This is a genomic window from uncultured Maribacter sp., assembly GCF_947496775.1.
GTDB lineage: Bacteria > Bacteroidota > Bacteroidia > Flavobacteriales > Flavobacteriaceae > Maribacter_B.
The window spans coordinates 132,942-154,764 of the sequence record NZ_CANMDU010000006.1 but is presented as its reverse complement, the minus strand read 5'-3'; the positions used below and the strand labels follow the sequence as shown (position 1 = coordinate 154,764).

General features: G+C 33.0%; 18 protein-coding genes. 5 read left to right on the top strand and 13 right to left on the bottom strand.

Annotation, left to right across the window (positions count from 1 at the left end; all coding sequences use genetic code 11):
• The first annotated feature begins 30 nt into the window (after positions 1 to 30).
• Positions 31 to 1,254, top strand: a complete 1,224-nt coding sequence (locus Q0856_RS11390; RefSeq protein WP_298505074.1) for a hypothetical protein — start codon at positions 31 to 33, stop codon at positions 1,252 to 1,254.
• 267 nt (positions 1,255 to 1,521) lie between these two features.
• Here the strand turns inward: Q0856_RS11390 and Q0856_RS11385 are convergent, their stop codons facing one another.
• From Q0856_RS11385 to Q0856_RS11350, 8 genes are all read right to left on the bottom strand, one after another.
• Positions 1,522 to 1,920: a hypothetical protein gene (locus Q0856_RS11385; protein WP_298505072.1), complete on the bottom strand. Its 399-nt coding sequence runs from the start codon at positions 1,918 to 1,920 to the stop codon at positions 1,522 to 1,524.
• A gap of 121 nt (positions 1,921 to 2,041) precedes the next feature.
• Positions 2,042 to 3,175: a helix-turn-helix domain-containing protein gene (locus Q0856_RS11380; RefSeq protein WP_298475578.1), complete on the bottom strand. Its 1,134-nt coding sequence runs from the start codon at positions 3,173 to 3,175 to the stop codon at positions 2,042 to 2,044.
• A gap of 86 nt (positions 3,176 to 3,261) precedes the next feature.
• Positions 3,262 to 3,606 carry a hypothetical protein gene (locus Q0856_RS11375; RefSeq protein ID WP_298475576.1) on the bottom strand — a complete coding sequence of 115 codons (345 nt, stop codon included), beginning with the start codon at positions 3,604 to 3,606 and terminating at the stop codon, positions 3,262 to 3,264.
• Positions 3,607 to 3,732: 126 nt separating this feature from the next.
• Positions 3,733 to 4,134 (bottom strand): VOC family protein, encoded by a 402-nt coding sequence (locus Q0856_RS11370; RefSeq protein WP_298475574.1) that lies wholly within the window; start codon positions 4,132 to 4,134, stop codon positions 3,733 to 3,735.
• A gap of 21 nt (positions 4,135 to 4,155) precedes the next feature.
• Complete coding sequence (locus tag Q0856_RS11365; protein WP_298505070.1) at positions 4,156 to 7,221, bottom strand: efflux RND transporter permease subunit; 3,066 nt, start codon at positions 7,219 to 7,221, stop codon at positions 4,156 to 4,158.
• Between the two features lie 13 nt (positions 7,222 to 7,234).
• Positions 7,235 to 8,251 carry an efflux RND transporter periplasmic adaptor subunit gene (locus Q0856_RS11360; protein ID WP_298505068.1) on the bottom strand — a complete coding sequence of 339 codons (1,017 nt, stop codon included), beginning with the start codon at positions 8,249 to 8,251 and terminating at the stop codon, positions 7,235 to 7,237.
• Between the two features lie 31 nt (positions 8,252 to 8,282).
• The gene (locus Q0856_RS11355; RefSeq protein WP_298505066.1) at positions 8,283 to 9,599 is read right to left on the bottom strand and encodes a TolC family protein; all 1,317 of its coding nucleotides are present in this window, start codon (positions 9,597 to 9,599) and stop codon (positions 8,283 to 8,285) included.
• 627 nt (positions 9,600 to 10,226) lie between these two features.
• Positions 10,227 to 11,135, bottom strand: coding sequence for a hypothetical protein (locus tag Q0856_RS11350; protein WP_298475564.1), 909 nt, complete (start codon positions 11,133 to 11,135; stop codon positions 10,227 to 10,229).
• Between the two features lie 230 nt (positions 11,136 to 11,365).
• Here Q0856_RS11350 and Q0856_RS11345 point away from each other — a divergent pair, with 230 nt between their 5' ends.
• Together Q0856_RS11345 and Q0856_RS11340 are read left to right on the top strand one after the other, a co-directional pair.
• Positions 11,366 to 11,986 (top strand): hypothetical protein, encoded by a 621-nt coding sequence (locus tag Q0856_RS11345; protein ID WP_298475561.1) that lies wholly within the window; start codon positions 11,366 to 11,368, stop codon positions 11,984 to 11,986.
• A complete protein-coding gene (locus tag Q0856_RS11340; protein ID WP_298505065.1) occupies positions 11,986 to 13,038 on the top strand; it encodes an alpha/beta fold hydrolase in 1,053 nt (350 codons plus the stop codon). Before Q0856_RS11345 ends, Q0856_RS11340 begins: the two co-directional genes overlap by 1 nt.
• A gap of 116 nt (positions 13,039 to 13,154) precedes the next feature.
• Here the strand turns inward: Q0856_RS11340 and Q0856_RS11335 are convergent, their stop codons facing one another.
• Entirely contained in the window at positions 13,155 to 14,009 is an 855-nt protein-coding gene (locus tag Q0856_RS11335) for an alpha/beta hydrolase-fold protein (RefSeq protein WP_298505063.1), read from the bottom strand.
• A 29-nt stretch (positions 14,010 to 14,038) separates the two neighbouring features.
• Complete coding sequence (locus Q0856_RS11330) at positions 14,039 to 15,232, bottom strand: serine hydrolase (protein ID WP_298505061.1); 1,194 nt, start codon at positions 15,230 to 15,232, stop codon at positions 14,039 to 14,041.
• A gap of 203 nt (positions 15,233 to 15,435) precedes the next feature.
• Between Q0856_RS11330 and Q0856_RS11325 the strand changes: the two genes are divergently transcribed.
• Complete coding sequence (locus Q0856_RS11325) at positions 15,436 to 16,431, top strand: histidine kinase (RefSeq protein WP_298505059.1); 996 nt, start codon at positions 15,436 to 15,438, stop codon at positions 16,429 to 16,431.
• A 76-nt stretch (positions 16,432 to 16,507) separates the two neighbouring features.
• Here Q0856_RS11325 and Q0856_RS11320 read toward each other — a convergent pair whose 3' ends face one another.
• From Q0856_RS11320 to Q0856_RS11310, 3 genes are all read right to left on the bottom strand, one after another.
• The gene (locus tag Q0856_RS11320) at positions 16,508 to 17,449 is read right to left on the bottom strand and encodes a nitronate monooxygenase (protein WP_298505057.1); all 942 of its coding nucleotides are present in this window, start codon (positions 17,447 to 17,449) and stop codon (positions 16,508 to 16,510) included.
• Positions 17,450 to 17,703: 254 nt separating this feature from the next.
• The gene (locus Q0856_RS11315) at positions 17,704 to 18,504 is read right to left on the bottom strand and encodes a thioesterase family protein (RefSeq protein WP_298505055.1); all 801 of its coding nucleotides are present in this window, start codon (positions 18,502 to 18,504) and stop codon (positions 17,704 to 17,706) included.
• 246 nt (positions 18,505 to 18,750) lie between these two features.
• On the bottom strand, positions 18,751 to 20,010 hold the full coding sequence (locus tag Q0856_RS11310; RefSeq protein WP_298505053.1) for an MFS transporter: 1,260 nt from the start codon (positions 20,008 to 20,010) through the stop codon (positions 18,751 to 18,753).
• Between the two features lie 175 nt (positions 20,011 to 20,185).
• Here Q0856_RS11310 and Q0856_RS11305 point away from each other — a divergent pair, with 175 nt between their 5' ends.
• A complete protein-coding gene (locus Q0856_RS11305; RefSeq protein ID WP_298505052.1) occupies positions 20,186 to 21,694 on the top strand; it encodes an AMP-binding protein in 1,509 nt (502 codons plus the stop codon).
• Positions 21,695 to 21,823: the final 129 nt, after the last annotated feature.

The window sequence follows — 21,823 nt, the reverse complement described above, 5'->3', positions numbered from 1 at the left end:
TCGTTTTTTTTTGAATAATATTGTAAAAATATGATTAAGCCAATTCACTTTTTGTTATTTTTTATCTTTTTCATTTGTAGTTGTTCTAATGACGATTCAGAACCAGTAGCGATTAAATCAGATTCTAAAGAAATAATTGATTTTTTTATTGATGGCATTGACACGGAGATTGATGGAAATATTATAAAGATATATGTACCAGCTTCTAGAGAATTAAATAGATTTTTACCACAAATTAAGTCATCTGAAAAGTCCGAAGTTTTTCCAAAATTAAATATCCCTATCGATTTTACCAATCCTGTTAATTTTGTAGTGAAAGCAGAAGACGCTTCTATTAATAACTATACGACTGAACTAATAACCTTAAACGGATTAGAATCAATAACTATGATTCTGAAATCTGATGATGGTAATACCGGTGTAGACAAGTTTCATGGAGAAATAGATGAGCTTGAAGAAAAAATATACATCTATTACTCGAGTAAATCAGTGAATGGTTTTAAAAGATTTGATTATTTTCCATACCTAGATATTAAAATGACAAATAATGAAGAGACAATTCCTACATTGAATGATATAATTGACATAAGTAACAAAAATCAAAAACTATATATTCCAAGTTTAAATAAATCTTATGATTTAATAATAAAAAACGAAGATAATCTTATTGAAAGAATTTATTTACCCTTAACTACCTATGGGTCTTTTTCGCAACTTGCTAGTAGTGCCTATGACGAATTTAGAGTTGGTTTAGATGATAATGATTATATTTTCCATACGCTAAAGAATCAAGATTTAACGAACTTAAAGCCGGATAGTATATTAATAAGCGATTATGCTACAATTACTCCAGATCTTTCAACACCACAAGATTTCAGTAAGGACGTTACTTATACTATTACATCAGAAACGGGTGTTGAAAAAACAAGAAAAATAAGGGTTATTGAAAAGAATATAATCTTTCCTAACGATACGAGCAATGCTGGTTCTGTTAGTAATAATACAACCTGGTTCGATCGTTACATTGCTACAAGTAAGGTTATAGCAATCACTCTTGTAAATAGAGAAACTAACGAAACATTGGCATGCCAAATAATTGAAAATTATGAGACAACAGATGGTGATACTTATTTAATATTAGAAATAGATGAAATGCCGCTAACTAGGAGTAGTTATTATTATAGATGCACTTTAGAAGAGGGTATTACAGTAGATTCTTATGGTGGTATTGGTTTAGACCCGGACAAGGATTAAAAATTGTTTTTAAATATTTGTCGTCACAATTGAGAATATCTATTCTCTTTTTTATACACCTAAATTCTATATTTGGCGCTTTTAAAAATATATAAGATAGGAGTACTATCCGGTATGAAGTCTAAATAGCACCCCTATTCTTGCAAGAGGTTCTAGAAGTAACGGCATGATTAAAAATACTATATAAAAAAGCCCAATATGAATCGTGTAGAGCAAGTATATAGACTAATAGTAGGTGATGTAGAATTGTATTGCTGGTTAAATGAATTACATTATCCTTTTCCAAACCTCAGTTTCAGAAAAACCCCAATATGTATATTTAATACTTAAAGTGTTTTTATTTTTTAAATTGAGTTTTGCATTAAATATGTATTTTTCCCCACCCTCATTGTAAATATAAGTTGCCTTACCTTTTCCGCTCATTAATACTATGTTTTCCATGGTTAAAGATTCATATTTACCTTTTTCTCCTTTATTATTTTTTATAAAAATAGCCCTACATTTTAATTTGTCTTTTTCTTTTTTAAATTCATAGGTTACATAGAATTTTTCTCCTTTTTCCTCGTAAGCCGCTTCCCATTTACCAAGTAATACGTCCTTAGTTTGCGCTGTAGTAGTAGTTACTGCTAGTAATAGAAATAGAATTGTTGTAACACTTTTTATCATATTATTATCAATAGTTTTATGTTTTTACAAATCAAAAATATGTGCGTACCATTTTAAAATAGGACTTCCCTATAATATAGTACAGAATACAAGTGTTTTAATTTATAAGGAATTGAACATACTACGCCGATGTTATTTTTTTATTAGCATTTTTAAATTCAGTTGGGGTTAGTGAAGTGTTTTTTTTAAATGCCGAATAAAATGCAGCTTTGCTATTAAAACCAACATCGAGATAAATTGCAAAGATTGTATCTGGATTGGGTTCTAAGAGTCTTTTTTTTGCCATTTCTATTCTAAATGTATTTATGAAATCGGGAAAGTTCATTTGTGCATTTTGGTTAATGGCTTGAGAAACATGATGCACCGATTTCCCAAGTCTTTCTGACAATGAATTTAACTTTAAATTAAAATCTAAATAGAGTTTTTCATTCTTAACCAGCTCATTAATTTCATTAAAAAGTTCTGAAGAATCTGTTAATGCGGATTTTGCATATTTCTTTTTTACAGATTTTGGCAAATCTTCAAAATTCCCGGTAAAAGCAAATACCGGAAATTGCATAATAGAAAAGGTAAATAAGAAAAAGAAAATAGAAATAAGCAATGATTCGAATTTCATATTTGCTTCATAGCTTTCATAATTATCTATTTTAAAATTACTAACTACGTCACTTATTAAAATGCCCAATTGTAATAAAACAAAAGCAATTAATATTAGCTTTATCCACTTATGCTTAAGGCTTTGGTTTTGGTTTAAATCCATTGCAAATGGAGATGTTCTTAAACGAAAAAATGCAAAAGTAAAAAGTACTACATTAATCAAATTCATGAATATATACTCCCATTCTAACCACATATCGTATCTAGATTCCTTAACAAAGCGCACAAATTCTTGAAGCGAGTTGTATTTCATAAAAGGGAAAAAAAATGACCAGCGTAAAATCGTATAACTTATAGCAACAAGCGCTCCCCTTTTTAGGTTTATTGTTGTATTTGTAAACAAGGCAATAAAGTAGTATAGTAAAAAACCTAGCAAGTGAATAAATAAATAGGAAGCTCCAAAATAAGTGGTATTACCATTATTATTTATTGTAATGTAATAATCAAATGCTGTAAAGGTATATAAGAAGACTATTGAAGCTAAAACAATTCTAATTTTTTTATCATTTCCTAGCCCCGACCTTTTAGATAGTATAAATACGATTAACAATACTCCGATTATTAGGCTCAATAAAGGTGTTATGTCGATAATGCTCATGTGGCAAAATTAATGTTTTGAATTATTTCTTAAAAAACTAAGGCCTTTCCCGTACTTTTTTAAGTCATCTTGGTATTGACAACTGACTAATCCATCCCATTAACTCTTAATTTATAATTATATATTTTATTTAAAATGGCATATGTAATATGTAAGTTTCTATCACAAAAAAATCTGTTTTCAATTTTGCATATTTCTAGTTTATGTATAATCTCGTAATTAATAGAAGTTATTTTATTAATTAAAAGATCAAAAGATTCTCCATTAACCACTTTTGTGTTTTCGGTTACTTCTACTAATTCACTAAAGTTAAATTTAAATTTTTCGAATCTCGGATTATATATATTATTGTAAAGTTCTATAGATAATTCTCTTATCTCAATCCATAAATCCACCTGTATTTCTGAAAGTATAAATTTTTGAGCCTCCATGTAGTCAATTTTTAGTTTTAAGAACATATATTATTGAGCTATCTATGCCTAGAATTTTTTATAAATGTCGATTTTCTTAGACCAGTAATAATGTAATATTCTTCCTCTATGAAATCGGGACTATAATTACATATTGTTTTTAACGAAAGAACAAACTTCGATTAAAAATCCATTTTCATCTCTTAAATAACCTACTTCTCTCATCCAAGGTTTTCTCGTCACTGGTTCTTCTTCCTTTGCCCCAGCATTGATAGCGTTTTGCATAACTTCTTTAACATTTTCTGTATGGAACATAAGCTCAAATCCAAAAGGTTTTTCTGAAATATTACTACGCGTAAATCCATTTTTTAAATTATAGTTTGCTAATTTATTTGAAGCAAAGGCTAGTATTGTTCCATTGAGAGAAAGCTCCCCATAATTTTTTTTCGATGATATATATATTTCTTTAAGACCGAAAATGTTTGTGTAAAACTTAATCGTTTTTTCAACATTATCAACATAGAGTGTGGTTTGCAATAAACTTGTCATTTTATTTCGTTTAATTGAAAATTAATTTCTTTTTCTTGTGGTTTTAATAACATAGAAGATAGATGGAATTAAAAACAATGTTAGTACGGTCGAAGTAATCATTCCTCCTATGGTTACAATTGCCATTGGGGTACGTAATTCTGCACCAGCATCACCAATACCCAGGGCATTCGGTAGCATTCCAAAGATGATTGCTACCGTAGTCATAACTACAGTTTTCATTTTGGTTTTACCAGCTGTTACCGTAGCACTATACAAATCCATTTTTTTATCGTGAATCAGATAGTCTGTATAATCATGTATTAAAATATCATCATTTACTACCAAACCTAATAAAGTAATAATTGCCATTAATGACATAATATTCATAGTAGATCCGAAGCCGTACATGAAGATGAAGACACCAATCATGGCCATAGGTACTGTAGTAAATATGATTATAGGTTGCCAGAAGCTTTCCACTAAGGATGCTAGTAACATATACATTAGAAGAAATGCTATGCCAAAAGTTATCAGCATATCCGTTATAGCTTCATTAAGTTCTTTGATGTTTCCTACCCATGAGAACTTTACTGAGTTCGGAAGTTGCATCTTTTCTATTAACTTAGAAATTGCAATCTGTACATCTCCTTGTAAGGCTCCTGGCGCTAAACCTGCCATAACATTTACAGTTAAAACTTTATTATGATGTTGAATTTGAGATGGAGATTCTTTAAAAAGAACTTGAACCAATTGTCCAACGGTATACATGCCCTTCTCTGTAAAAATTGGAAGTTGTTCAATCTTGCTAACTGAATTAATCCTATTATTAGGATAACTAATCGTAATATTATACTCCTTACCATTTTCTTTTAAAACAGAAGTTTTTACTCCGTTTATAGCGTTTCTAATAGATAAAGCGACATCGAAAGGCGTTAGGTTTAATTCTGCCAATAGTCTATTATTGGGTTTAAAATGAATGAGTGGGTTTCCTTTACGTAGACTGGATTCAAAATTTAATAATCCATCCATATTCTCAAGTTCATTTAAAACCATAGCATTGGCTTTATTTAAATCTTCCTCATTATTAGATTTGAGCATAAATTGAATAGGAGCTCCATCTTCTGCGCTAACCGTAGAAACCGATGGAATAATTTCTGGAATATCATTTAACTTATCTTTTAATTGTGATGCAAATTCAATATTAGAAAAAGTACGCTTATCCTTTTTTACTAATTTCAATTTTGTGTTAGCAAAATTTTCACCGACAGTATTGTCATTTTTTTGCCCTATAACAGTTAAAACTGAAGCTACACCACTGAAACTATTGATTACATCTTCTACACCTTTTATAATGTTTTCAGATTGTTGTAGGGCGGTTCCCGATGGCATTTCTATTTGTACAAAAACATATCCATTATCTTCTTGGGGCTCAAATTCGAACCCTATACTAGGCAATAATAGTGAAGTCCCTATAAACAAAGTAAACATGACTCCAAATAAGGCTAATGGCTTCCATTTTTTAGAGAGTAACTTTAGTAATGCCTTTTCGTACTCATTTTCTAACCATTCGAAAAAGCGTATAGACAATAAAGCTAGTTTAGTTGGCTTTCGCTCTTTCTTTAACAAGACACTTGCTAGCATTGGGGTAAGCATAAAAGACACTACCAGCGAAAATATAGTTGCTGCTGAAATGGTAAGCGCATATTCTTTAAAGAATGCCCCTGTTGAAGATGTCATAGATGCAATTGGTAAGAATACAACTAAATTAGTTCCCGTAGAAGCAATAACTGCCATCATAACTTCTTGAGTTCCTTGTATTGCTGCTTCTTTTATATCTAAGCCGGTATTACGTAAGCGTACTATGTTTTCTAATACAACTATAGAATTGGATACCAATGCTCCGATAGCAACCGAAAAGCTCATTAGGGTCATCATGTTTAGAGATCCTCCAAACATATTAATAGCTATAAATGTCCCCATCAATGACACAGGAATTGATATACTGACAATCAGTGTTGTACGTATATCATTTAAAAAAAAGAATAGGATAATTCCTGTAATTAGTATTCCTAAGACAATATTAATTAAGGCATCGTCTACGGCACTTTCTACATATTCAGATGTATCAAACGGTATACTAAGGGAAATACCTTGGGGAAGTTCATTTTGTAATTCAGCAACTAACTCCTTAGCACCTTTGGCAACAATAACGGCATTCGCATCTGCGGTTTTCATTATGCCTATGTTTACAACGTTCGAATAACGTTTTTTATGAACAGCATCATAAAAAATTGCTTTTTCTTTGACTGTTTTTATAGAGTCTTTTATGGTTGCGAAGTCGGTTATTTTTTTAATACCAAAAGGTGTTGATAAATAGCTATTTTCAACATCTTCTACGCTTTTATAGTTTTGCCCAACTTCAACAGAAGAAACTCGTTCTTTATTTACATAACTTCCTGCGGATATTTTAGTATTAACGGCTTTTAGGTATTCTGATATTTCCTGAATTCCCATTCCCATATCGTACATTGCCTTTTTATCAACGAACACCTTTATTTCTCTTTCTTCTCCCCCATTAATATCAATTTTAGAAACACCTTCTAATTGATTTAATTTGGTTTTTATAACCCTATCTACATAATCATATAATTCACTCCCTGAGAGTTTGTCAGATGATACTACCAAGTCAATTACTGGAGCATCTGAAAGTTTATATTTTAATACTAAAGGTCGTTCGGCTTCTTTTGGCAAGTGGGGTAGAACAACATCTAGTTTTGTTTTAACCTCATTCAATGCTTCATCGGGGTTAACACCATAATTAAATTCAATAGTGATTAGTGAAGCATCTGGCATGGAATAAGATTTTAATTCCTTTAATCCACTTATTGTTGCAACTTCTTTTTCAATTTTATCAGTTATTTCTTTTTCAACTTCTTTAGGAGTTGCACCAAGATGAACTGTATTAATAATTACTGCGGGGATTTTTAAGTCGGGAAATAAATTAACCGCGAGTTTTGTATACGTTAAATAACCAAATATTACCAAAACTAGAAATAGCATGGTAGTTGTTATTGGCCTATCTATGGCAAGCTTAGTAATTTTCATTTCTTTGGTTGCTTTAATTTCGCGGTATAGATTTTACCAAAATATTGTCTTTTAATTTATCTATACCTACTATAATCAATTGATCGGTATCGTTTAAGCCCTCCTTTACTTGTACTAATTCTTCATTTCGCTTGCCAATAATTATATCTTTTTTTTGAGCCCTATTTTCTTCTAAAACGTACACATAGTATGAATTTCTATGTTTTCTATAAGCGCTTATGGGAATCCAGATGCTTTCCTGGGGTTTTCCTGTTTCCACAAAAATATCTATGATATCACCAACAAAAAGAATGTCATTATTATCGAAAGTAGCGGTTACCAAGTATGCACGTCTTTGTTCATCTAACTGAATAGATTTTTTCGTAATTTTACCGTTTATTTTTTTGTTATCCTTCATGAAATAAACCGGCGTTTTTAACTTCATTTCAGAAATTTCTTTAGGTAGGACATAAAAATCTACTTGAATATTACCAGTTTTGGCTATTGCAAAAATTGGCATGTCCATACCTACTTCCTGTCCCAGATTTACGTGCACTTGCGTTATAATACCACTAAATGGTGCGATGACGATGTTAATACCCTGTAATTGCTGAATAGTTTTTTTTTCAATATCTAGCTGAACCTTGTAATCTTCTACAGAAACTTTAGTTACCGCACCAATTTCATACAATTCTTTTTGACGATTATAGTCTTTAACAGTCTTGTTTAGTTGAATTCTAGCTTGATCTATTTGTAATTGATGATTTATAGGAGGATAAATAACGATAGTTTCTCCTTTACTTACTTTTTGTCCAGGTACAACATTTAATTTAGAAATTACACCAGACTGTTGCGCGACGAAATTAGTTGCCATGGAAAATTTAAGTGTTCCAAAATATGATTTCACCTCTTTTAATCTTTCTTTCTTAAGAGCCATTGTTTTCACAACAATTTCTTTGATTTCTTTTTTTGATTCTAGTTTTTTATCTGAGTCGCAGGAGGCTAAAATGGATAGAGAAAGTATTACAGCTAGTACTGTTGTTATTTTCATTATTATATTTTTTTGAAAAGTTTGTTAAAGATTATATCGCAGTTCCTAAAATTCTTTTTATTTGTAATTGGGCTATATGTAAATCTAGATAGTCGCTCAATAAGTCTAATTTGCTTTGAGTTAATCGAAATAGTACCTCCTTAAATTCAATAGGAGTAACAACACCTAATCTTAATTGCTTCTTGAATACTACGATTTCCTTTTCATTTAGTCGTAGTGTTTCCCTACGAATAGCAATGTTATTTATAGTTGTATTATAACTGTTTTGTGCATTTTGCAACTGCTTCAAAAACTCTTGTTGTTTGTTTTTAAGATGAAGTTCTACTGCCTCTTTTTCAATTTTTGTTTTAACTATTTCTGCATTATTTCGTCCACCGGAAAATATGGGAAAGGTAATTCTTAACTGCCCAAAAAATAGTTTATTTTCATGATTACCAAACTTTAAACCATTGTCTTGTACGTTATAGTTGTAACCAGTAACAATATTTAGTTTGGGATACCAGAATTTCTTATTTGCATTGATTTGTTTTTCTGAAATCTCAATCTCTTTTTTAAGGGTTTTAATTTCTGGCTGATTTCCAATAACAATATCTTTCATTGAAGAGATACCGTTAATTTCAAAATTTTCAAGACTCTCGGTTAAGAACAAATTTTCTGTAATTGAAATATTTGCTAATACTTTTAATTCATTAAGAATATTGTAATGTTGATTTTTTGTATTATTTAATACAAGAATAGTTTTTTTATACAGGCCTTCTGCTTGATATAACTGTAGTTTGCTTACCACTCCTTTATTAGCAATCTTTTTAATTTGATCAACCTGTTCTTTGGCTAGTTTTGCATTTTCATTAAGAACTTTTATACTTTCTTTTATGAAAACTGCCTTCCAATATAATTTAGACGCTTCTATAACAAGTTTATTGGACATATTCTCATTCTCTAATTTGTGAAGTTCTTCTGTTAATTTTGCAACTTTGACCGCAGAAAAAACTGTTGGATCGAAAATGGTTTGAGTAACAGTTACACTTGCATCTATTGTATTATTAAAATTAGTTCTAAATGCAGTTGTACTCCCATCAAATTCATCATTGATAAAAAGAAAATTTTTATTAAAATCTCGTTGATAAAAACTCTCTGCTGATGCATTTGGTAAAACTAAGGATTTGGCAATTTTAAATTCTTCTCTAGCAATTTTAGCTTTTTTATCCCCTTGTTTTAAATCAATGTTATTGTTCTTGACTAAATCAATATAAGTTACTAAATCTATTTCCTGAGGATATAAATAATCAACAAAAATTAAGAATACGAATATTAAAAAAGGGTTAAAAAAATTAGGTTTAAAATTCATTAGCATTGATATTTATACAAAATCAGGTTCCTATTATTCTTAGGGCAAATGTAGGATCAACCTATAATATAATTGGCTTTCCCTATAAAACGAGACATTTTTTTGTGAGCTATAGAGGTGTTTTTATTAGAATAATTATCAAAAAATAGCATCTTAGGTAACAATGGATTAAAATACCACTTACCTCTTATCGTTGTTTTAGTGGAAAGCGTATTCCATAATATTTTTAAAGAAACTTTTGAGATGAAAAAAAAGAAATAACTGTTTGTATATATAAAACGGTTTCACCAAAGCAAAGTTTCATGACACACAGCATTATAGTACATTTTGTATTCTTCTGAAGTTAAAACGCAGAAAGCTGGTACGCTGGCAGAATTCTACTAAAGTTTAATTCAAGTAACTATAATTCTATATTTTGTTTACGATTTATAAGAAACTATTATGGTCACTACGAATGGTAAAAGATTATACCACAAATTTAATATAGAGTGAAACAGCGAATAGAACTTTTCTGTTCCACTCGCCGTTTTACATCCTAAATTTCATTAATATTCGTAAGCGTAGGCTACGTAGTACAACATTACTAATTTGAACCTATTCTTTCAATTATATACCTAGGAAAATAACTTATTGTAGTAGTATTTCTATTCCAAAGGCATCCTTAAAGCCTTGTACAACAAATTCAAAAAACGTTTCTCCGTGACCTCCATTGCCAGAAATTACAGTAGCATTTTTAGATTCTAAAAACTGAACTTCTTCGGCCGTAAGACTACCAACAGCTTGGTCATTTTTACCATAGATATAAGTTACTTTAGATAGGTCTTCTATGGTATTTAAAAGTTGCGTATACCTATTTTTACCCAATGCTGCAGTCATTTTATTAAGGTTCTTTTCTTTGATATCTGTAACTAGTTCTGCATCTATTATTGGAGTTACACCACTTTCAAAATATCCATTATTACCTTCGGCAAGGGCTTGCCAAATCACATCATTTATATCTAGCCTACCAGTCATAATTAGATATTTATCTGCACTATTTATTCCTTTTTTTGCAATGAGTTCTTGCGTCATAAAAGCTCCAAAAGAATTTCCAAAAACATAAACCGTTCTGCCTTGGCCTTTGAAATACGATAGTACTTGATCAAGTGTTTCTATACTTTTGGCAGAATAAGTAATGGCTTGCTCCAAAGTAATATCATTACCTTTTACAATAGTAGAATCTAGAGTTTGTGCTTGGTGTACATTGGCAACTAAAAGGTCCGTGGCATTAGTATTATTGAAAATTAAATCTACTATTGATGCATCTAGTTTTGTGTCTGGACCTTCTTGCACATTAATTAAAACTGTAGATGCTTTTTCATCTCCTTGGAAGTAAATTAATTCTTTAATGTCTTCCGATATTTTAGTAATTACTACAGGAGGCTGATCGTCATTTTTAGAACAGGATGCTATAAAAATGGATAAAATAGTAATTAGAATAATGAAGGGAATAGAATAATAATTACTTCTTGTCTTTTTTAAGAATACTTTTTTCATTGTTATATTATTTAAAATTTCATCTCTAAAGACAAATAGAATTTTAAATGGTTGCATGTAAAGGAAAAAGGAAAAACATGTAATACAGTACTTTATACATGTAGAATTACCTTCTACAAACAACTTAAAACAATTCTTTGCTATAAAAGTTTTAGTCTAAAATGCAACCTTATCAAAATACACTTGTCTCTTACTATTAATGGATAATAAATGATCTAAAAAGAAGACAAATGAAAAACAGTATTTCAATCGCTTTGATAATTTATTTGGGCATGCTCAATATGCAAGCACAGAGTAAAATGGATAATTCTGATGGAATTTTGGATAAAACAGAATTTAAAGTAGGTTATTTTGGAAATTTATTCTGGAATAATGGATTAAGTGTTGGTGCCGAATATTTATGGAAAGAGAATAGCAAAATTAAGGAGCGAAGGAAAGGGCAAAAAAAAATAACGCATCAATTCTTATGGAATGGAAACCTTGGTTTTACTACCAATTTTGCAACTAAGACAGATACGGGTGTTTTTACTAATTATGGATTTATCTGGCGAAGAACCAATACAAAAGGAAAGCAAATTAGTATAGAATTAAACCCTTTAGGGTATTATCGCTCCTTTTTACCAGAAACGTACGAAGTAAAAGGAGAGCAGGTAGATAAAGTGTCTTTCCCAGGTAGAAGTTATTATGCTCCTTCTATATCTGTCGGTTTAGGTAAATTAAGAAAAGGAAAAAAACTAACAGGAAGATATATTAATTTGAACCTAATGTTCAGAACGCCATACAATGCCGGAACATTACCATCTATTTCATTACAATACGGATATCGTTTTAATTTCAAAAAGAAAAAATAATGTATAAAATAATTCTTAACACAGCAAAAGCATTACTTGTAATAGTAACTGCTATTAATGTTTCTTCTTGTTCCAAGGAGAATGATGATATTGACAATCTAAGTGACATTTTATTTGTACGTCATAAAAAGGCAGATATGCCAGCTTATATACATGGTAATAGTTCGGAAAAAGTTTTCCTTATTACATTGCATGGAGGTCCAGGAGGTAAGGGTCTAAATTTTCGTAATGATACCTTTAAAAAAAATATAGAACAGACCTGTGCTGTGGTATATTTTGACCAGCGTGGTTCTGGTATGTCTCAAGGAAATTATTCTGAATCAGATGTAAGCATTGAAATAATGGTAGAGGATGTTCTTGCTTTGGTAAAGGTTATAAAGCATAAATATGGAAGTGATTCTCGTTTTTTTCTTATGGGCGGAAGTTGGGGAGGTACATTAGGAACGGCTACTTTATTAAAAAACCAAAATGAGTTTCTAGGATGGATTGAATTAGACGGTGCTCATGATCCAAAAGGTATGTATCTTGAATATATAGAGCATTTTAAACAGGTAGCTACAACACAAATTGAAAAAGGAAATAGCATTGAGTATTGGGAAGGAGTACATACCTTAATACAAAATGTGGAACCAAGTTATAATGAAGAAGATTTTTTTAGAATGAACATCGAAGCTTTTAAAGCTGAAGAAAAATTACAAGATGATAAAATAATTGCCGCCCATGATTTAGACGGTCTTGATTCTTTTTATAAATACAACTTACTTACTACCATTTGGAATACGAATGGTATTCAGTCTATATTGACAAAGCAAGGTCTTTGGGAGAATGTATCTTATACCAATAGACTTTCGGAAATAACAATACCTTCTTTAATAATTACAGGGGAACATGATATGGTTGTTCCTCCAAAATTTGCGGAAGAAGCTTTTGACAATATAGGTTCTTTGGAAAAAGAGTTATTAGTTCTAGAGAAATCTGGTCATAGTCCAAGTGTTAGTGATAGAGATATTTTTGTGGAAAGAGTAATCGAATTTATTAACCGGAATAAATAAATATTAGATAAAGTCTGATTGCGTAAAACACCTATTATACTCCCCTCCTAACCTTGGAGCAAATAATAGGTGTTTGCTTATCTTATTATTTATAAATAACTCTTTAAAATTCCATATTATTTTATCAAGGCCGATAACCAATACATACTTTTTACTGCGGTCATAGGAAATGCGGTTTGATGGCTGCCCCCTATAATTACAGGCTTCAACAACAGGCTCTTATCATTTCTAGATGTAAGCATGCTAATGAATTTTTCAGCGTTGGCACCTAACTCTTTTTCTAAAGCACCATATGAAACTAAAACATTAGCATTTAGCTTTTTGTGTTTAAACTTAAGTTCCGAAAGTAACAGAATATCATTATGAAGCGATGGACTGCCGAGAATGTAGTTTTTAAACGTATCTGGTTGTGTTAGTAATATATATGCTCCGAATTCACCTCCCATGGAATAGCCAAAATAGGTACGGTTATTTTCATTGGTTTGATATTTATTTTCTACATATTTAAATACATCATTTCTAATAAAACTTAAATGATTATTGGCTTGTCCATACTGATATGTAGCCTGATATTCTTTGTTATCTGATTTCCTAATGGAGTAATCTCTGTATCTGCTTAGGTGCTCTCCTATTTCCCTTTTTAAGTTTTCATCAATATCTTTTTGCCATGAAATTCCAACCAGAATAGCATCTTCCAACAGGTATTCAGTAGTACCTGAAAGTATTTCTATATGCCACATCGCATCCGTAAAATATAGCACAGGGTACTTTTTGTTACTCTTTTCTGAATATCCCTCAGGAAGTTTTATATAAAGCTCATAATGCCTATCTGTGTTAGTATCTGTTATAGGAACTACCTCAATGCGAGGTAATTCTAAAAACGATTTTTTGATATTATCATTATTACTTTTTTGAGCAAAAACATTGCTTATTGTTATAAGAAATATAAAAACAAAACAGAGGTTTCTCATTGTTACGATTTTATTATTATTTACAATTATTACTCCACAAAAGCAGGCAAAATTCTCTCTGCTACTATTTGCAGGGTGCTGTTATCGTTATCATGAGACGTAACTACAATCATTAAATCTAACTCTTCAATTAGAATAATATATTGACCGCCACCACCTTGAGCAGATACACTGAAATAGCTTTTATCCTTGTATTTTAAATCTGCACTCCACCAGTAATAACCGTAGCCTTGATTCGAAACATCTTTACCTCCACCATAAACATCATCATCACCAGTTACAAGGATTCTACTGGTAGCTTTGGAAATAAAGGCTTCAGGAATCAGCTGTTCGCCCTTCCATTTGCCTTTGTTCGAAGTTAAGATTCCCCATTTGACCATATTTCGCGATGTCAAACTCGACCTACTTGCAGAAACAGGAAGACCGTTAACGTCAGTCTCCCAACCATAAGTTGTTATCCCCATTTTGTTAAGGAGTTCTTTTTTAATAAAATCTTGAGCAGTTCCTGGTACCACAGCTTCAATAACTTGCATCACCAACCTTGGGTCGTCTTGATACAAAAAACTTTGAGACGCTGAAGTAATAGGCGCACTGTGTTCAAGAAAAGTTTGAACTTGTTTTTGACCTTTTAATTGGGCAGGCGTTTTCTCAAATGCTTTTCGTTGTTCTTTACTAAGGCGAATACCAGAACGCATCGTCATTGCCTTGTGCAGTGTAATTTTTTCTGCGCCTTCGACAAATTTTGTGGGGTCCAAGTCTTTTAGAAAGCTAATTAAAGGCTTGTCTAAATCGGACATAGTCAGATAACCCAACTGGATGGCTCTACCTAGTGCTAAACAAGTATAAGCTTTAGTTGCTGATGCCTGAAAATGAGGTAGATTAATGCGACCTTTTCTATAATAGGATTCAAAGAGCAGTTTGCCTTTGTAAGCAATAAGAAAACTGTCATTAGGGTCAAGTTTATTGTCGGCAATTTCTTGTGCTAGTTTAACAATCATTGCTTTATCTCCCCCATCAAGTCCTAATTCACCCACAACGATATTGTCCTTTTTATCTTTTGGTGCAGCATCTATAAAAGCCTGTTTGAGTTCAGGAATATCTCTGAAAGAGAGTGTGGTTTCAGCAGTTGTAGCCTTAGGTGCAACGCCATTACTTTGCTGGGCAAAACCAGCATTGGTTAGTATTAGTACTATTAAAAGTAGTCCTCCTGTTTTGTTTTTCATGATTTTCAGTTATTGCATAAAAGTATAGTATAATCTATGTCCAAAACCATAAAAAGGATGTATGGAACAGTTACATGATAAAACCGTTTCGTCATTGATATACCACTTTTATAAGAAATTATGGAATGCTGCATTTGTAGATAGTATCTTTATATTTATTAGTAATAAAACCCATCTTGAAAATAGTTATGTTTAAAAAGTCTTTGAAGAATACCATACTCATTAACGTAGGCGCTTTTTTACTGGTTGCTATGCTAGAAATATTGAGTGTCTGGTCCATCAAAGAGAAATTTGATAGTCAGTATAATTTTTATAAATGGCAATTAAATTTTGCAATTTTTATTATGGTAATTATATGGATAAATCATTTTATTCTCATTCCCTTTTTTCTAGATAAGAAACGATATGTTTTATACGGAATACTGCTCATTGGAAGTATATTTTTTGGTTCTTATTTGAAAGGATATACAGATGGATATGGCACTTTTAAATCATTTTTCTTTTTTATTTATACCACAGGAACGGGTATGGCTGCTTTTTTTTTAAGAAGAAGTATACTTATGCAAAGAGAAAATTCTGAGAAAGATAAGTTACAAAGAGATATGGAGCTTAATTACCTGAAGGAGCAGGTGAATCCCCATTTTTTATTTAACTCCCTAAATAGTATTTATGCGCTTTCCAGGCAGCAATCACCAGAAACTCCTGATGTTGTAATGCAGCTTTCAGAATTAATGCGATACCAGTTAGAGAGCTCTAAAAAAGACACTGTTTTATTAAGAGAGGAGCTTGAGTTTATAGAGAATTATTTATTACTTGAAGAAAAAAGATTAAGTAAACGTTGTACTATTGAATTTTTAATTGAAGGTGATTTGTTGCACTTAAGAATTGCTCCAATGCTGTTAATTCCGTTTGTTGAAAATGGGGTTAAACATGGTGCTCAAAGTACTAATGAACAAAGTACTATTGATATCTCTATATCTATTAAAAACACCAGCCTCCACTTTTGTGTAATTAACTCAAAACCCTCCATGTTAACTGAATCGAAAAGAAAAGGAATGGGGCTTGAAAATGTAAAAAGACGTTTAAATCTATTATACCCTAATTCCCATGTATTAGAAATGGATGATAAGGAAAAGGTATATCGTATAAATCTGTCTATTGATTTAAAAGATTCTATACAAAACACAGGGAATGATTAAAATAGGCATCATATATAACTAAATACTAGCACTTTACATTTCCAATATAGAAAAGGTTACAAAGACATACAGGCTTTCATTTTATTTTTCCGTTTAGTGCCAGGTTATATTCCAATTCTAATTGACTAACAATCTTAGAAACTGGAAGAATAGCTTTTGTGGAGCCTACCCCCTGTCCTGCAGACCAAATATCTTTCCAGGCTTTAGCGCGTGATTTTTCATCATCAATCATCACATTACTTCTCGGTTTTATCAATTCCTCTTTTGTTATTCCTGTTTTCTCGATAGAAGGAAGTAAATAATTAGCCTGTACACCAGTAAAAAATGGAGAAGCTATGATATCCTCAACAGAGCTATTTATCAACATGTTACGGTATTCATCGGAAGCAAGGCTTTCACGCGCCGAAATAAAATGGGTTCCCATTGAAACAAGGTCAGCTCCTAAAAGTTCCATGGCTCTAATCGCAAAGCCATTACTAACAGAACCGCCAGCAATAATCGGTCCTGAAAAGACTCTTCTAACTTCAGGAATAAAAGCAAAAGGGCTTAATTGCCCTGTATGCCCACCTGCTCCAGAACACACAAGAACAAGGCCATCAATGCCCGCTTCAATAGCCTTATGAGCATGTTTCATGGAGTTAACATCGGCAAAAACCAAACCACCATAGGTGTGAACTGCCTCTAATACTGGACCTGGGTGGCCTAAAGCACTAATTACAATTGGAGGTTGATGCTTAACAATAAGGTCTAAATCTGATTGTGATCGCGGATTGCTCCGATGAACAATAATATTTGGAATAGCCAAACCTGAATCCAATGCAATATTAGCTAACCAATCATCTAATATTTCAGGTTTACGGGCATTTAACGTAGGGAAACCACAGGCAATTTTATTTGATAAACAAGCCGTCACAAGCTCTGGACCTGATACCAAAAACATTGGGGCGGCAATAATAGGTAGCCGCATATCTTTTCGAATGGCATCAAACTTTTTTCGACTTTCTTCTATAGTTCTCATTATTGTTTGTTTTAAATTTTCACCAAGTATGTATAAATTTCAAGTTAATACCATAGTATTAAAATTCATTTTTACTATGTTCGGTTTCTTCAACAAGCGTAGTTCCTTTTACTCGATAATCGAGATTTAAATGCTCCGACGCTTGCGTCGAAATCAATGCTAATTTTCCTTCTAATACCTCGTGGGCTTGCCCCGAGGTTGTTTACTTTGAGGTCATCGAAAAGCATCTTCGCTTAATTACGAATTCATGATTTTTACTCCCAAAAGAAGGCCGTTTGGTTGGTAACAGCCAATAAAACTCCTAATCGCGACCAAACCCGTCCATTTTGATGATATGTGCCATTTCGAATACAATGACTATCCCCTTCTATCAGTACAAACTCCGATTCTTTTTTGTTTAATTCCTTAGCTGTTGAAAATAAGCTAACACTGTAACTAAAAGTTGCTATCGGAAACATATTATCCGACATAAAATATGGTCGGGGCGCCAAAGTATCGCACAATGAAACAATGGCCTTTGCATCCAACGGACGACCCTCTTTATCCTTTGTCCATACCGCGCTGTAAGGAGTAGTGTTTTTTTTAAAAGCCGTTCCCAATACTGGGCGTCGGTCATAAAATTGCATCCATCTAGGACCCCTTGTGATATCTTGAGGTTTAACACCTTCTGGATCAACCACCTTAGGAAAAGGAGGCTGAAAATTAATGTCGGATGTTTGAACTAAAGATGTTGTAATACGACATTCATACAAAATGCTGTTTTCCTCATTCGCTTTGCAGATTTTAACCTGCCAGAAATCTGTAGTTTTACCGCTACGGATTTTTTTTGTAAAAATGAAAATGATTCCTTCCTTAATAGGGAGTACCATGGTAGCGTCTAAATGTACTATATCACCACGAAAGTCTGGCTCACTAACTACGGCCTCGATTGCAATAGCAGCAGACCACCCACCGAAAGCACTATTAAAATTCCAATAGTCTTTGCTGACTAAAGCTGTAGAATATGCATCTTCCGTTTTGGTCAATAACGTTTCAATATCTAATTTGTATGGCATAGTTTTCGCCTCTATCGGATTTGTATATTGGGATTTTCACCTACGTTGCAAAGCTGTGTTAGTAAAAGTTTAATTTTCTCTCAATATAATAGTTAATAAAGTTAACTATTATATTTAACTATTCATAACTCTGACCCTAAATACAATATAAATCCAATCAACATACCCAATTGCCTCTAATAGAAAAATAGACGCTACGAACTTAAGTATTAAAAAATCCTGATCTTCCACTACCCTGGAATCGACCTAGTCTTTCTTATTACCTATTAAAGTTGACCGACTCTTAACCCGAACTAAAAGAAATAAAATTAGTGCTGTTAAGCAAAGCCCTATCATCAACTGAATACTAGTAACATAAGACCCTGAATAATCGCTCATTTTGCCAAGCACCACTATACCAGCAACCGAGGCAAGCGTATCAATAGTAAGCACTACCCCTAAAATTTTTCCATAAGATGGACCAGAATAAAGCTCCGCAATCATTATTTGAATCATGGTGAATACACCACTATAGGCAATACCGTAAGTAAAGGCATACCAGTATGGGGATAATTCGATAGTTTTTATGGCTATAATATAAAGAACTAGGTTACCAATAATTAGCAAAAGAATGGACCAAGCCATTATTGACTTTTTGTTAAAGCTATCACTCAAAAAACCGAATATTAATTTTCCAACAACACCAAATAGAAAAAGGGCTGAACCTACATTGGTAACTTTGCTCGAACTCAAACCCAGTTCTTTTTGAAAGAAAATATCTTGATGCTGGCCAAATCCAATGATACAAAACCAAAGTGCTGCAGTTGTCAAAAAAATGAGATAGAGTTCAGGTGAGCGAAACGCTTGTGCAAGTGACGGCCCGTCTTGTATTGACTTATGTCCAGAATTCCTTTCTATTCCATCAGGAAATAGACCTTTTTCCGAGGGGTCTGTTCTAACCAAGGTCCAAGGAATTATCATAAACAGAAAAGCGAGGACTGCCAGTAACAAGGTTGTGTTTTGCCATCCAATCATATCAATCGCATCACCTGTTACTTTGTTGAAAAAGGCCGCGCCAAGACTACCTCCTAACAATAAAATACCTACAGCTTTACCTCGATGTCGACGAAACCAGCGTGTAAGGATATACATGCTAGATGCCATTCCTGCACCTGCCACACCGAATGAAAAGACTATGTAAATAGCCATAAAATGATTTAAACTAGACATCTGACTCATACCAACCAAGCCGATAAGAATGAGAGTTGCGCCAGCTAGTATAATTCGTTTTGGATTCCCGCGATCAAGTGCAGCACCAATAAACGGTGTTAAAAATGCAATGATAAAATAGAAAATCGAAATAGGTTGTGTCACCTCTGACTGAGTCCACCCGAAAGTCTCTATAAGACTGGGATAAAATCGCTTTAACGAAAGGGTGACAATACCATTTACGGTTGCATAAATTGAACAGAGGGCTGCGAGTACCCACCAACCAAAGAATATTTTTTTGCTATGTGCCTTTTTCACCTTCTTAATTTACAATATTTTTTCCAGAGTATAGCACATTCCATGTTAATTGCAAATATTCTACTAAGTACCTTTTCTTATTGTTTTACAACAACTTACTAATACAAACCTGACCTAAATGAGAACGCTTTCACTAATTTCTTATATTTGTGAAACTAATGACACATACTAATCTATGGTGAATAATGAGCTCTTTTCAGATTGGTTACAACACTTTGCTGACAATGATGGTGAGCGTTTAGCAACAGTAGACATACACACCGGGCGTCATTTGACCTATTCCGAACTGAATGACCGTGCCAAACGACTGGCCAGTGGCCTGAAAAACAGGTTTACTATAGAAAAAAACAATCGTATTGCTATAATAGCAAACAATAGCAGTGACATTATAGAACTTATGTTTGCCTGTTGGAAATTAGGAGCAGTATTCATGCCTATGAATTGGCGTTTAAGTGCCTTCGAAATAGCAGAGATTTTCAAAGAAGCAGAACCTAGTGTAGTGATTTATGATTCGGAATTTTTAGAATTGTTGCAGCACACCAAATTACCAAGTCTCGAACGTCAAGAGAATCTGGCAACAAGTCCGTATGAGCAACTCATCACCGAAAGCCCGGCATCGATTACTATGCCCGCGGTTAGTTTAGATGATATGAATTCATTAATGTATACCTCTGGGACAACTGGTGAACCTAAAGGGGTTATTGGTACATATCGCATGACCCAAACCAATGTATTACAGCAGGCATCAATAATAAACAGTGATTCGGTTTGTCTTACTTACGCTCCACTTTTTCATACGGCAGGACTTAATGGATTCACAACGCCTTTGTTTCATTTTGGAGGAACGTTATACATCATGCGCGGATGGGATGCCGATATTGCTATAAAATACCTCAGTAGTGAAAAAATCGGTGTGACGCATACTCTTGGTGTTCCCTATCATTTAACTGTACTAAGTCAGCACCCTGACTTCGAGTCCACTACTTTTCCTGCCTTACAGGTAATTGGTGTGGGAGGTGCACCTGCTAATCTGAAACTTATTGAGCGCTGGTATGAAAAAGGAGTAGCGTTGTCACAATCATATGGTATGACCGAAATATTCGGCCTAATCTTTCAACCACCAGAAGCCGCACGAAAAAATCCAAAGGCTGCCGGTAAGGCATTGATGTACACGGATGTTCAAATAGGTGATGACAACGGCAACCCTGTCGCAAGCGGTCAAACTGGAGAAATTCAAGTTAAAAGTTCGGGACTTACACCTGGCTATTGGAACAAGCCTAAACTTACAGAGGCTTCATTTGTTAACGGATGGTTTAGAACTGGTGATGCCGGTTATGTAGATTCCGATGGTATGTTTTATATAGTTGACCGAATAAAAGATATGTATATTTCGGGAGGCGAGAATGTGTACCCCATTGAAATAGAAAATGTAATCTCAAAGATTCCAGAAGTTGCCATGGTAGCCGTTATTGGTGTTCCAGATGAGCAATGGCAAGAGGTGGGTAAAGCTTGTGTTTTACTACGTCAAGGTACAAAGTTAACTGAAGAGGCAGTACTTGATGTTTGCCGCAAAAAATTAGCAAAGTATAAAGTGCCCAAGTCCGTTGAATTTTTATCGTCATTTCCAATCAGTGGACAAGGCAAAATACTTAAACGAGAACTGCGAAAAAAATACGAAGAATAGACGCAGACTGGATTGCAGGCATTGGACAGACAATTTATATTATCCCCTTCAAACCTTAGAGTGTTTCATTACTTTATAGAAAAGCGTTCAATAGATAGGTCTGCCATTCTAAAAAATAGAATCCTTCAT

What these genes read in the sequence shown, in the direction of transcription:
- Q0856_RS11390 (WP_298505074.1), top strand. Translation starts at nt 31, where the DNA reads ATGATTAAGCCAATTCACTTTTTGTTATTTTTTATCTTTTTCATTTGT.
- Q0856_RS11385 (WP_298505072.1), bottom strand. Translation starts at nt 1,920, where the DNA reads ATGATAAAAAGTGTTACAACAATTCTATTTCTATTACTAGCAGTAACT.
- Q0856_RS11380 (WP_298475578.1), bottom strand. Translation starts at nt 3,175, where the DNA reads ATGAGCATTATCGACATAACACCTTTATTGAGCCTAATAATCGGAGTA.
- Q0856_RS11375 (WP_298475576.1), bottom strand. Translation starts at nt 3,606, where the DNA reads ATGGAGGCTCAAAAATTTATACTTTCAGAAATACAGGTGGATTTATGG.
- Q0856_RS11370 (WP_298475574.1), bottom strand. Translation starts at nt 4,134, where the DNA reads ATGACAAGTTTATTGCAAACCACACTCTATGTTGATAATGTTGAAAAA.
- Q0856_RS11365 (WP_298505070.1), bottom strand. Translation starts at nt 7,221, where the DNA reads ATGAAAATTACTAAGCTTGCCATAGATAGGCCAATAACAACTACCATG.
- Q0856_RS11360 (WP_298505068.1), bottom strand. Translation starts at nt 8,251, where the DNA reads ATGAAAATAACAACAGTACTAGCTGTAATACTTTCTCTATCCATTTTA.
- Q0856_RS11355 (WP_298505066.1), bottom strand. Translation starts at nt 9,599, where the DNA reads ATGAATTTTAAACCTAATTTTTTTAACCCTTTTTTAATATTCGTATTC.
- Q0856_RS11350 (WP_298475564.1), bottom strand. Translation starts at nt 11,135, where the DNA reads ATGAAAAAAGTATTCTTAAAAAAGACAAGAAGTAATTATTATTCTATT.
- Q0856_RS11345 (WP_298475561.1), top strand. Translation starts at nt 11,366, where the DNA reads ATGAAAAACAGTATTTCAATCGCTTTGATAATTTATTTGGGCATGCTC.
- Q0856_RS11340 (WP_298505065.1), top strand. Translation starts at nt 11,986, where the DNA reads ATGTATAAAATAATTCTTAACACAGCAAAAGCATTACTTGTAATAGTA.
- Q0856_RS11335 (WP_298505063.1), bottom strand. Translation starts at nt 14,009, where the DNA reads ATGAGAAACCTCTGTTTTGTTTTTATATTTCTTATAACAATAAGCAAT.
- Q0856_RS11330 (WP_298505061.1), bottom strand. Translation starts at nt 15,232, where the DNA reads ATGAAAAACAAAACAGGAGGACTACTTTTAATAGTACTAATACTAACC.
- Q0856_RS11320 (WP_298505057.1), bottom strand. Translation starts at nt 17,449, where the DNA reads ATGAGAACTATAGAAGAAAGTCGAAAAAAGTTTGATGCCATTCGAAAA.
- Q0856_RS11315 (WP_298505055.1), bottom strand. Translation starts at nt 18,504, where the DNA reads ATGCCATACAAATTAGATATTGAAACGTTATTGACCAAAACGGAAGAT.
- Q0856_RS11305 (WP_298505052.1), top strand. Translation starts at nt 20,186, where the DNA reads ATGGTGAATAATGAGCTCTTTTCAGATTGGTTACAACACTTTGCTGAC.